Below are 11705 nucleotides of genomic sequence, written 5' to 3'. Positions count from 1 at the left end.
TTGAATGAGACTTAACTAATTGATTCCTATTCCGCGATCAGCAAGAAATAATTTTTCTTCCCTTTTTGAACGACAATAAACTTTTCGTTAATCAGTTTTTCTGAACTAAAAATCTGGTTGGCATCGGCAAGTTTTTCTTTATTTACAGAAACGCCACCACCCTGAATTAATTTCTTAGTTTCACCTTTCGAAGGGAACACAGCAGTTTTTTCAGCCAATAAGGTTGCAGCATCAATTCCACTAGCAAGTTCTGATTTCAAAATTCTAAATTGTGGAATACCTTCAAACATTTCCAAAACCTGATTATCAGAAAGGCTTTTTAAAAATTCAAGAGATCCATTGCCAAACAAAAATTCAGAAGTTTTAATTGCTGTTTCGAGTGCTTCAGCAGAATGCGTTTTAACGGTGATATCTTCAGCCAGCGCTTTTTGTAAAATCCTCAAATGTGGCGCAGCATCATGTTCTGCTTCTAAAGCTTCGATATCCGATTGGGTTTTCAATGTAAAAATACGAATCCATTTTTTCACATCGTCATCTGATGCGTTTAACCAGAACTGGTAAAATTTGTATGGGGAAGTTTTTAGAGGATCTAACCAAATGGCACCGCTTTCCGTTTTACCAAACTTAGTTCCATCTGCTTTTTTTATTAATTGAGTGGTAATTGCATATGCCGTTCCACTATCCTTTCTTCTTATTAATTCTGTTCCCGTTACAATATTACCCCATTGATCTGAACCGCCCATCTGAACCAGGCAGTTTTTATTTTTCCATAAGTAGTAGAAATCGTAGCCTTGAACCAACTGGTAACAGAATTCTGTAAAAGACATGCCTGTATCGCCTTCCAAACGTTTTTTAACGCTGTCTTTGGCCATCATATAATTAACGGTGATGTGTTTACCTACATCGCGGATAAAGTCTAAAAAGTTCATGTTTTTAAACCAATCTGCGTTGTTAACCATAACCGCTCCATTGCCTTCATCTTCAAACTTTAAAAATTTCGCAAGCTGGCGTTTCATTCCTGCCAGGTTATGTTCAACCATTTCCGGTGTCTGGAGGTTACGTTCATCTGATTTACCTGAAGGATCGCCAACCATGCCCGTTGCACCGCCAACCAAAGCAAATGGTTTATGACCAGCATTCTGGAAATGAATCAAAGTCATAATTTGAGTTAAATGGCCAACATGTAACGAATCTGCAGTTGGGTCAAAACCGATATAACCTGAGGTCATACCCTCGTTTAACTTATCTTCAGTATTCGGCATAATATCGTGCAACATGCCCCGCCAACGCAACTCTTCAACAAAATTTGTCATGGTATAAAATTAATTGCGCAAAGATAGTTTTTTGAGTCTAAAGCTGAAAACGAATTGCAGCAAGCAAAAAATCAGTTTAACGTACGAATTGTTATCTTGTGGTTAAGATAATCAGACAAGCGGAATCACTACCTTTTAAAAACTATATTTACGGCATGAACTTCCTTTCTCATTTTTATTTCGACAGGTTAAATACCAATGCAAATGTTGTAATGGGCGTTGTATTACCTGATTTAGTAAAAAATGCCTCGAAAGAATCCAACCTGTATCCGCAAAAAAACGAGTTTCTTTTTTTAGGAAATCCTGATGAAGAAGCGTTGCTCGAAGGTTGGAAAAGACATTTGGCAGTCGATTTATTTTTCCATTCTTCCGAATTCTTTTTAGAAAAGACAACAGAACTCAAACACTTAATTATTCCGGTTGTGGAACACACGCCCGTAAGGCCGTCATTTTTAGCACACATCGGCCTTGAATTATTGTTAGATCATTTACTTATCGAACATAACTTAATTCAGGTTCACCAGTTTTATGATAACTTAACATCTGTAAAAAAAGAGTCGTTAGGTGATTTTCTGGAGCATTGCAAACTTAAAAACCCTGAAGTTTTCTTTAAATTTCTCGATCAATTCATCAGCAGCAAATATTTACTCAGTTACCAGAAACTCGAAAACATCAGCTATGCGCTAAACCGGATTTGCATGCGCCTATGGCCTGAGACATTAAATGAAGGACAAATTAACCAGCTCACTTACCAGCTTACGCTTTTCAAAGAGGTATTAGAAAAAGATTTTATTACCATTTTCAAAGACATTGACGACAAGCTAGGCCAAATTAATTTGGCTTAGCTTGTGGTAAAAACCGTGTTCGTTTTGTTTTGGTTTTAACATTTGATCCGATAAGCACTGCACCTAATGCCACCGATAAAAATATGCCCTCGGCTAATAAGGTTCTACGCTTCCGCTTTACACCTTTCAAAATATTATACAGTGCGATAATACCCAGACTGCCAAGTTCAATTGTTTTTTTCAAATTATGATTGGAATGCCCCTGCCGGGTAAAGGCTGCATCCATTAAACTATTAATTATGCTGAAGTTTTTGGAAACGGTTTTCTTAATCGCACCTCTTCCCGAATGGATGCCAATTGCGGAACCAGCCGCTTTTAAACCTTCAATTAACAATTCATTTTTAATATTTTTTCTGGTAGTTGTATTTTCCATATCACGTTCCTTTATATTTTCAACACCATAAAAACAGATAAGGTTTTACGTATTTTTAAATTGGTAAAACTGAACCTCGTCGCACCAATTCTCTTTAGAAAAAGATGTGGACCTGATTTATTTGTGGCAAAAAAGAACTATTTTCTCTAAGTTTGCTTTATGTCTCAAATCGCAGCAAAAGAAGAAATGGATGCCCTGGTGGCGGAATTAAACCAACATAACTACAATTATTATGTACTGGCAATGCCGACCATTGGCGATTTTGAATTTGACAAAAAACTGAAGCGCTTAGCCGATTTAGAGCAGGCCAACCCTCATTTTGCAGACCCGAACTCACCAACGCAACGGGTTGGCGGCGACATCACTAAAAATTTTGTTACTGTTCAGCACAAGTACCCAATGCTTTCGCTGGGAAATACCTACAACGAGCAGGATTTACGGGATTTTGATGAACGGATCAGAAAGGCTATTGGCGATAACTTTGAATACGTTTGCGAGTTGAAATTTGACGGTCTTTCCATCAGTCTGACTTATGAAAACGGAAAACTTTTAAGGGCTGTTACCCGTGGTGACGGAACTAAAGGTGATGATGTAACCAATAACGTTAAAACCATACATACCATTCCTCACCAGATAAAAACAGATGAAGCTCCGGCAAATTTTGAAATTCGTGGTGAAATATTTATGCATAAGGCTGCGTTTTTACGACTCAATGCTGCCCGGGAAGAACTTGGCGAAATCCCTTATGCAAATCCGAGAAATTTCGCATCGGGTACCATAAAAATGCAGGACAGCGGAGAAGTTGCTAAACGTCCGCTGGATGGTTTTATATATTTTTTATATACAGACAAGAATCAGTTTAAAACGCATTGGGAAAGTTTAAATGCGGTTAAAGAATGGGGCTTTCATGTTTGTGAACACAATAGGCTTCTTAACAAAATTGATGACGTTTTGACCTTCATCCATCACTGGGAAAATGAGCGTTTTAAATTAAGTTATGACATTGACGGTATCGTAATTAAAGTAAACAGCTATGCGCAGCAGCAGGAACTTGGATTCACAGCAAAATCACCCCGCTGGGCCATTTCCTACAAGTATAAAGCTGCGGAAGTAGAGACGATACTTGAAAAAGTGACCTATCAGGTCGGTCGTACAGGTGCAGTCACCCCGGTAGCCAACTTAAAACCGGTCTTACTTGCGGGAACCACAGTTAAGAGAGCAACGCTTCACAATGCAAATGAAATAGAACGATTGGATTTACATGAAAGCGATACCGTATTCGTAGAAAAGGGCGGTGAAATTATACCCAAAATTATCAAGGTAAATCTAGATAAACGGCAACCCGGTTCAGAAAAAGTTCATTACCCGCACAACTGCCCTGAATGCGGAACAGAATTAATCAGAAAAGAAGGCGAAGCTGTTCATTACTGTTCAAATGACGAAGGTTGTCCACCACAAATAGTGGGTAAAATTCAACACTTTATCAGCCGAAAGGCAATGAATATTGATGGACTGGGCGATGAAACCATCGAAACTTTTTTCAAAAGAGGTTTAATCAATCACATCAGCGACTTGTATACGTTGTATCAAAAGTCAGATCAGCTGAAAGCCATCGACCGCTTTGGCGAACGCTCTATCGAAAATATGTTAAGCGGCATCGAGAAATCGAAGGAAATGCCTTTTGAAAAAGTATTATTTGGTTTGGGCATTCGCTATGTTGGTGAAACTGTTGCCAAAAAATTAGCAGCAGGTGTTAAAAATATAGACAATCTGGCAAAGGCCTCTGTAGAAGAATTAATAGCAATTGATGAAATCGGTCAGCGGATAGCAGAGAGTATTGTTGAATATTTCGAAAATCCAATTCATTTAGAGCAGATAAATTTATTAAAATCCGCAGGTTTGCGCTTTGAAATTGAAGAAAAGGTAATAACGCTTGATGGCGATTCACTTATTGGAAAAACATTCGTAATTTCGGGCGTTTTTGACAGCTACAGCCGAGATGAACTGAAAGACTTGATTGAAGCGCACGGAGGGAAAATTTTAAGCGGTATTTCAGGAAAATTAAACTACCTGGTTGCTGGAGATAATATGGGCCCGTCGAAACTTGAAAAGGCGAATAAGTTAAGCATCCCGATCATCAGCGATGCTGAATTGTTGGAGATGATAAAATAAATAACCACAAAGGCACTAAGAACACAAAGATTACAACATCCCTATTGATTTAAAAAAATAACGATAAAATAGATAAATAACCACAAAGGAACTAATAACACAAAGACTGTAGCATCCCTATTGATTTAAAAAAATTAAACTATTTAAATTTTAAGGGATGAATGAAATTGCAAAATTAATTTTACATGCTGCTTATCAGGTTCACATTGAATTGGGCCCAGGACTGTTAGAATCAACATATGAAGCCTGTTTAGTATACGAACTGAAAAATGCAGGGCTACAGGTTGATGCCCAGGTAAGCTACCAGTAGTTTATAGGGGCATTAAACTAGCTTGTGGATATAGAATAGATCTTTTAGTAGAACAGAAAGTTATTGTAGAAATTAAGTCTGTTAATATGTTTAACGACGTGCATTTAGCACAAACAATTACATATTTAAAATTATCCAATTGCAGACTTGGATTACTAATAAACTTTAACGTTGCAAAAATAAAAGACGGAATAAAAAGAGTAATAAATGGATATTTTTAATTTTAAATAAATCGCTTTAGTGTCTTTGTGCCTTCGTGGTTAAAAAAAACAATAATTAACATAATGAACAAATTTCAGGGTACTGGTGTGGCTTTAGTTACACCTTTTAACACAGATGGATCAGTTGATTATAATGGTTTAAAAAACTTGATTAATCATCTGGTAGATGGAGGGATAGATTATCTCGTTTCATTAGGTACAACCGGTGAAACAGCCACAATGACCAAGGATGAGAAGAAGAAGGTGTGGGCCTACACTGCTGAAATTAATGATAATAGATTACCATTAGTGGCCGGAATTGGCGGCAACAATACACTTGGTGTCGCGGACGACATCAAATCTTTCGATCCAACTGGTTACAGCGCAATTTTATCCGTAAGTCCTTATTACAACAAGCCTACCCAAGAAGGCATTTACCAGCACTATAAACATTTGGCTGAAGTTTCTCCTTTGGATTTGATTTTATACAATGTTCCGGGACGTACAATGAGTAATATGACTCCTGAAACGACCTGTAGACTTGCACATGATTTTAAAAACATCATTGCAACAAAAGAAGCATCGGGAAGTTTTGATCAGTTTAATCAGATCATGCGTGACAAACCTGAAGATTTCCTGTTAATTTCCGGGGACGACCCGATTACTTTACCAATGATGGCACTAGGCGCTGCGGGCATCATTTCTGTTGTTGCAAACGCCCTGCCGAAACAGTTCTCTGATATGGTAAAGCTTTGCTCTACAGGCGCTTTTAAAGCGGCTATACCAGCACACCTAAGCTTAGTGGAATTCACCAGATTAGCTTTTGCTGAAGGTAACCCTGCTGGAATCAAAGCTGCTTTAAAGTATTTAAATATTTGCGGCGACACAGTGAGATTGCCTTTAATTAAAGCATCATCAGCATTGGAAAATGCAATTATTAAAGAAATAGATAAATTAAACATATTGGCTTAGTAAAGGTATTATTTAGATAAAAAGGGCTTTCAGATTCAAATCGGAAGCCCTTTCTTTTTATCGGGATATTTATTTTAAAGCATCGGCATAAATTCAATTAACTAATTCCCTTTTCATTGGCTTACATCGCCACATCAATTTTTGTTTTCATAACCTAACAGTGATAATGTAGGCATTATTATTGAGTATTCTCAATACACACAAATTAAACACATATATGAAAAAACTGGTAGTTATCTGCCTGCTGGCGATTGCGGCCGTGGGCTGCAAGCCCATTTCCTATTACGAGCCAAAGTTTGAAATTGGAATGACGGAAAAAAGTTTCAAAGAATCCAACAAAAAGGCGGAGTTGGTATCTTCCAACGGGGATGGGACTAAGATTTACAGAACCATTACGAACACCTGGATACCGCGCCCTGAGCCCTACTCATTTTTCTACTTTTATCAGGGAAAGCTTATGAAATTCATCAAATCAGAACGAGGAGATGACTATAAATTTATATGATAAAAAAAAAAGCCTTCATTAAATGAAGGCATTTTTTTTATCATATTTTTATCGCTTAAGCTTTATTTTTCGTGTCTTGTACTTCTAAACGAATTGCTTGCGCTAAATTTTTTAAATCCTGCATGCCTTTACGTACGCGAGTGCCTGCTGCACTGTTTCCTTTGTTATAAAACTTGTCTGCGTCAGCTTCCAAAGCTGCTACCAAACTCTTAACTTCTTCGAATTTTTTCATTTTTAATTGCTCCTGTAAATTTTAGGTTTTTAGTTTTTTAATGTAAATCTAATTTAATGCGTTTAAACAATAAAAAAAACTTTTAAGGGTATAAAAAACAGCGCTTAAAATGCTTTTTTTCCACATATTAAGAGTTTATAAACATTTACCATACAAGAAATATCGCTAAACCACTATAAATCAATAGAATAAAAAAATAACAAAAATTAAAAAGCCCTTTAAAACAACGTTAAAGGGCTTTCAAACGTTATTTTTTGCTTATACTGTAGCAAATTGATTTTCTTTATAGTAACCGTTTTCCAGTTTTTCAGAAACTTCACTAAAAGCATCTAAAGTGCGTTGTACATCTTCCAATGTATGAACTGCAGTAGGAATTAAACGCAATTCAATCATTCCTTTTGGAATTACCGGGTATACTACAATGGAACAGAAAATACTATAGTTCTCTCTCAAGTCGAATGTAATTGCAGTTGCGTCGGTTAATTCACCTTTTAAGAAAACTGGGGTCACAACTGAATTGGTTACACCAAGGTCGAAACCACGCTCACGTAAACCTTTTTGCAAGGTTGTCGCAATTTCCCAAAGTCTATCTTTCAATTCCGGCTGACTTTTTAATAATTCCAGTCTTTTCAATAACCCCTTAACCATCGGCATAGGTAAAGCCTTCGCGAATGTTTGGGAGCGCATATTATACCGCAAAAAGTTGGTAATTTCTTCTGTTGATGCGACGAAAGCACCAATTCCGGCCATTGATTTGGCAAATGTACCAAAGTACACATCAATTCCTTCAATACAATCCTGAGCTTCATGTGTTCCTGCGCCGGTTTTGCCCATTGTACCAAAACCATGTGCATCATCAACAAGAATACGGAAGTTGAAATCTTTCTTCAAATCGACGATTTCTTTCAATTTACCTTGCGCTCCGCTCATACCAAAAACGCCTTCGGTAATTAAAAGAATGCCTCCGCCAGATTCATTTGTAAGTTTGGTTGCACGCTCTAACTGTTTTCTGGCGCTACCGATATCATTGTGCTGATAAACGAATCTTTTACCCATGTGTAAACGCAGGCCATCAATAATGCAAGCATGAGATTCTGCATCGTAAACAATAACATCATTTCTATCAACCAGTGTATCAATAATGGAAACCATCCCTTGATAACCATAGTTTAACAAGAAAGCATCTGGCTTGCCGACAAATTCGGCTAATTCCTGCTCCAGCTGTTCATGGTATTTTGAGTTACCACTCATCATCCTGGCGCCCATTGGGTAAGCCATACCAAATTCTGCAGCTGCATCCGCATCGGCTTTTCTAACCTCTGGATGATTAGCTAAGCCTAAATAGTTATTTAAACTCCAAACTAAATGCTCTTTTCCTTTAAATTGCATGTGTGGTGCAATTTCTCCTTCTAATTTTGGGAACGAGAAATACCCATGAGACCATTTCTGGTGTTGACCAAGAGGGCCCATGTGCTTTGCTATTTTATCAAATATATCCAATGTAATGTATTTTATTGTACTGAAATTGTTGCGAATTTACGGTTTATTAGGCTTAAAATCAACAGGGTTAATCCTCGCTCGTCAATTACTCGATTTTACAATCTAATTTTATGCCAAAAAAGCCCTCGATGTATCGAGGGCTTTCTAATTATATTTGGTTTATACTAGTCAACATTATCGTGGAGAAAAGAATTGTTCGGTCTGATTTCCGTACCTCCGTCTTGGTCGTTACTCAATGTAAAGCGACTAACCTGCGATTCAGAAGAATGCTGTACCTGCTGCAACTGCATTTGCTTGCGTTTATAAGCTGGCTCATTTTCCAATTCCTGTAATCCATTTGTTGTGCGGAGCTTCATGCTTAAATCTTTTAGTCGCATAATACGCTCTCTGGATTTTTTTAACTGTTCCTCAACAGATTCGTCATTTTGATTATCATCTAAATCAACAGGCATTTGAGGTTCAGGAGCCGATGATATTTCAGCAACCGGCGTTTCAAAAACATATTCCGTTTCAGCGAGTTTAACCTCGAATTCAAAACCTGTGTCTGCAGGTGATTCTACCTGAGGTTCTTCCTCTATTAAAGTATGGCGAATAACATCATTCTCGGGCTCCTGGTATTTAGGTGTTTCAGCTTTGCTAAACATTCCGCCAAACAAATCTGCCTGCGGCGCTTCTTCTTTTGCTTTTAAAACCGGCTCGTAAGATGGAGCTGCTTTAGGTTGAATAAAAGAATTTACAGGCTCTATAGGACGAACCAAAGGAGCCTCTTCAGGCGTTAATAAAGATATTTTCTTTTTGTTTTTTTCTTCGTGAACACGCTCTTCTGAAGTCTGGAAACCGGTCGCAATAATGGTTACCGATAATTTATCTTCCAAAGACTCATCTGTACAATTACCCCAGATTAAATCAGCAGATAAACCGGCTTTTTCCTGAATGTAATCTGTAATAACAGAAACTTCATCCATCGTTACTTCACGTAAACCCGAACTAATGTTTAATAAGATGTAACGCGCGCCTTCAATTTCATTATCTTTTAAAAGCGGCGATGCTAAAGCACCTTCAACAGCTGTTAAAGCACGTTCTTCGCCATCGGCAGCAAAGCTACCCATTATGGCCACGCCACTATCTTTCATTACCGTTCGTACATCCTTAAAATCTACGTTTATATAACCGGGAACGGTAATAATTTCAGCGATTCCTTTTGCAGCAGTAGTTAAAATATCGTCAGCCTGGCCAAATGCAGAACCCAAAGTTAAATTTCCGAAGATTTCGCGCAAGCGGTCGTTGGAAATAACCAGGTATGAATCCACATATTTTTTAAGCTCCTCCATACCCTCATCAGCCTGCAACCTACGTCGTTTGCCTTCAAAAGAGAATGGCGTAGTTATAATGGCCACAGTTAAAATATCGAGTTCTTTAGCTGCTTTTGCAATAATCGGACTAGCACCGGTACCAGTTCCACCACCCATTCCAGCTGTAATAAACAACATCTTGGTTGTACTGCCAAGCATGGATTTAATATCATCTATGTTTTCTATAGCCGAGTTTTTTCCAACTTCAGGAATAGACCCTGCACCCATACCTTCGGTCAAACTAGCGCCTAATTGTACCTTGTTTGGTATAGGGCTGGATTCCAAAGCCTGGGCATCTGTATTACAAATAATAAAATCTACACCAGTTATACCTGAAAGGTACATATGGTTTACTGCGTTGCCGCCACCGCCACCAACACCAATCACCTTGATAATTGACGACTTATCTTTTAACATTTCGAACTGCATAATCTTATGAATCAGTTGTTTAAAAATTCTTAAATTCTGTTCATTACCAAATGTAATATTAACACTTTTTCCACACACGTTTTCCACAACTGTTCATAATGTGGAAAACTCCTGTTTTGTTGAAAAATTTATCCTTTTAGGTAATCTTCGTCGCTCACATCCATATCATCCTGAATGAAAGTTCTTGTTTTTGCAAGGAGTTTATCAAATAATCCCGGGCCTCTTTTCTCTTTATCTTTTGCTGCTTTGGGTTTTTCAACATAAACGCCGGGCTGTTTCATTTCCTCAATAAGTTCTTCGGCTTTTTGGATTCCTTTAATTAATAAGCCAACACTTGTTGCATACATCGGACTTTTCAAATCATCGTAAATTGTTTTCGGCATATCTTCATATTTAGATAAATGCTCGTTCGGGTATCCGATGCGGCAATCTAAACCCGTAACGTATTCAACTGCCTGGCTCAAGTGCTTTAATAGAGCGCCACCCCCGGTAATTACAATGCCACCAATTAATTTCTTTTCATAACCTGAAGCTTTAATTTCGTAATATACATGCTCTATGATTTCTTCCATACGGGCCTGAATTACATAAGCAAGGTTTTTCACTGAAATCTCTTTTGGCTCCCTGCCACGTAAGCCCGGCACACAGATGATCTCATTTTCTTTGTTCTCTTCCGCCAAAGCAGATCCAAAACGCGTTTTTAATAATTCCGCCTGGTTACGCATTACTGAACAACCTTCTCTGATGTCTTCAGTAACACTATTACCACCGAAAGGAATAACAGCAGTATGACGAATAATTCCTTCGTGAAAAATAGCAATATCGGTTGTACCGCCACCAATATCTACTAAAGCAATGCCTGCTTCTTTTTCCTCATCGCTCAACACCGATTCAGAAGAAGCCAAAGGTTCAAGTATTAGATCCTGCGTTTGAAGGCCCGCATTATTTACGCATTTAATTATATTTTTTACCGCTGTTACCTGACCGGAAATAATGTGGAAATTTGCTTCCAGGCGAACACCTGCCATACCAATCGGATCTTTAATACCCGGTTCGTTATCAATGGTAAATTCCTGTGGCAAAACATGAATAATTTCTTCACCCGGAGGCATCACAAGCTTAAACATATCGTCTATCAACTTATCGATGTCTTTTTTCCCGATTTCATTGTTTAATTCCCTACGGGTTAAAATGCCACGGTGTTGTAAGCTTTTAATGTGCTGACCTGCAATACCTACATTAACCACCTGTATTTCTACATTGGATTGACCACTGGCAATTTCAACGGCCTGTGCTATTCCCTGCACCGTTTTTTGAATATTAGAAACCACACCTCTGGTAACACCCGCAGATTCGGCTTTGCCGATTCCTAACACCTCTATTTTACCATGCTGTGTTCTGCGGCCTACGATAACACAGATTTTTGTAGTACCGATATCCAGGCCAACTACAATTGGAGACTGACTAGTAAATTTTGCCTTGTCCATATTCGTTAATTTTGT

At 38.0% G+C, this 11705-nt stretch carries 10 protein-coding genes and 1 pseudogene; 5 read left to right on the top strand and 6 right to left on the bottom strand.

Going from position 1 to position 11705, the window contains the following annotated elements:
• Positions 1-26 precede the first annotated feature (26 nt).
• Positions 27-1313, bottom strand: coding sequence for a tyrosine--tRNA ligase (tyrS, locus tag ASF92_RS05525; protein ID WP_056088929.1), 1287 nt, complete (start codon positions 1311-1313; stop codon positions 27-29).
• A gap of 155 nt (positions 1314-1468) precedes the next feature.
• Between tyrS and ASF92_RS05520 the strand changes: the two genes are divergently transcribed.
• Complete coding sequence (locus tag ASF92_RS05520; RefSeq protein WP_056088926.1) at positions 1469-2158, top strand: ACP phosphodiesterase; 690 nt, start codon at positions 1469-1471, stop codon at positions 2156-2158.
• Here the strand turns inward: ASF92_RS05520 and ASF92_RS05515 are convergent.
• Complete coding sequence (locus ASF92_RS05515) at positions 2145-2531, bottom strand: hypothetical protein (protein ID WP_056088925.1); 387 nt, start codon at positions 2529-2531, stop codon at positions 2145-2147. The genes ASF92_RS05520 and ASF92_RS05515 overlap by 14 nt on opposite strands.
• Before the next feature lie 159 nt (positions 2532-2690).
• Here ASF92_RS05515 and ligA point away from each other — a divergent pair, with 159 nt between their 5' ends.
• The 4 genes and pseudogenes from ligA (at position 2691) to ASF92_RS05495 (ending at position 6690) form a co-directional block, all read left to right on the top strand.
• Positions 2691-4703 (top strand): NAD-dependent DNA ligase LigA, encoded by a 2013-nt coding sequence (gene ligA / locus ASF92_RS05510; RefSeq protein ID WP_056088922.1) that lies wholly within the window; start codon positions 2691-2693, stop codon positions 4701-4703.
• 157 nt (positions 4704-4860) lie between these two features.
• A pseudogene (locus tag ASF92_RS21570) lies at positions 4861-5234 on the top strand (GxxExxY protein).
• A gap of 63 nt (positions 5235-5297) precedes the next feature.
• The gene (gene dapA, locus ASF92_RS05500) at positions 5298-6185 is read left to right on the top strand and encodes a 4-hydroxy-tetrahydrodipicolinate synthase (RefSeq protein ID WP_056088918.1); all 888 of its coding nucleotides are present in this window, start codon (positions 5298-5300) and stop codon (positions 6183-6185) included.
• Positions 6186-6402: 217 nt separating this feature from the next.
• A complete protein-coding gene (locus ASF92_RS05495) occupies positions 6403-6690 on the top strand; it encodes a hypothetical protein (RefSeq protein ID WP_056088915.1) in 288 nt (95 codons plus the stop codon).
• A 55-nt stretch (positions 6691-6745) separates the two neighbouring features.
• Here the strand turns inward: ASF92_RS05495 and ASF92_RS05490 are convergent, their stop codons facing one another.
• The 4 genes from ASF92_RS05490 to ftsA form a co-directional block, all read right to left on the bottom strand.
• The gene (locus ASF92_RS05490; protein WP_010602932.1) at positions 6746-6922 is read right to left on the bottom strand and encodes a hypothetical protein; all 177 of its coding nucleotides are present in this window, start codon (positions 6920-6922) and stop codon (positions 6746-6748) included.
• Between the two features lie 258 nt (positions 6923-7180).
• A complete protein-coding gene (locus ASF92_RS05485; RefSeq protein WP_056088910.1) occupies positions 7181-8422 on the bottom strand; it encodes an aminotransferase class I/II-fold pyridoxal phosphate-dependent enzyme in 1242 nt (413 codons plus the stop codon).
• 164 nt (positions 8423-8586) lie between these two features.
• Complete coding sequence (gene ftsZ / locus ASF92_RS05480) at positions 8587-10203, bottom strand: cell division protein FtsZ (protein ID WP_056089218.1); 1617 nt, start codon at positions 10201-10203, stop codon at positions 8587-8589.
• Between the two features lie 128 nt (positions 10204-10331).
• On the bottom strand, positions 10332-11690 hold the full coding sequence (ftsA, locus tag ASF92_RS05475) for a cell division protein FtsA (RefSeq protein WP_056088907.1): 1359 nt from the start codon (positions 11688-11690) through the stop codon (positions 10332-10334).
• Positions 11691-11705: the final 15 nt, after the last annotated feature.

The sequence above is a fragment of the Pedobacter sp. Leaf176 genome, from assembly GCF_001424305.1.
GTDB lineage: Bacteria > Bacteroidota > Bacteroidia > Sphingobacteriales > Sphingobacteriaceae > Pedobacter.
This window is presented reverse-complemented; position numbering and strand designations above follow the sequence as displayed.

Excerpts from the sequence above, each read along its gene's own strand:
- tyrS (WP_056088929.1), bottom strand. The coding sequence starts at position 1,313 with ATGACAAATTTTGTTGAAGAGTTGCGTTGGCGGGGCATGTTGCACGAT.
- ASF92_RS05520 (WP_056088926.1), top strand. The coding sequence starts at position 1,469 with ATGAACTTCCTTTCTCATTTTTATTTCGACAGGTTAAATACCAATGCA.
- ASF92_RS05515 (WP_056088925.1), bottom strand. The coding sequence starts at position 2,531 with ATGGAAAATACAACTACCAGAAAAAATATTAAAAATGAATTGTTAATT.
- ligA (WP_056088922.1), top strand. The coding sequence starts at position 2,691 with ATGTCTCAAATCGCAGCAAAAGAAGAAATGGATGCCCTGGTGGCGGAA.
- dapA (WP_056088918.1), top strand. The coding sequence starts at position 5,298 with ATGAACAAATTTCAGGGTACTGGTGTGGCTTTAGTTACACCTTTTAAC.
- ASF92_RS05495 (WP_056088915.1), top strand. The coding sequence starts at position 6,403 with ATGAAAAAACTGGTAGTTATCTGCCTGCTGGCGATTGCGGCCGTGGGC.
- ASF92_RS05490 (WP_010602932.1), bottom strand. The coding sequence starts at position 6,922 with ATGAAAAAATTCGAAGAAGTTAAGAGTTTGGTAGCAGCTTTGGAAGCT.
- ftsZ (WP_056089218.1), bottom strand. The coding sequence starts at position 10,203 with ATGCAGTTCGAAATGTTAAAAGATAAGTCGTCAATTATCAAGGTGATT.
- ftsA (WP_056088907.1), bottom strand. The coding sequence starts at position 11,690 with ATGGACAAGGCAAAATTTACTAGTCAGTCTCCAATTGTAGTTGGCCTG.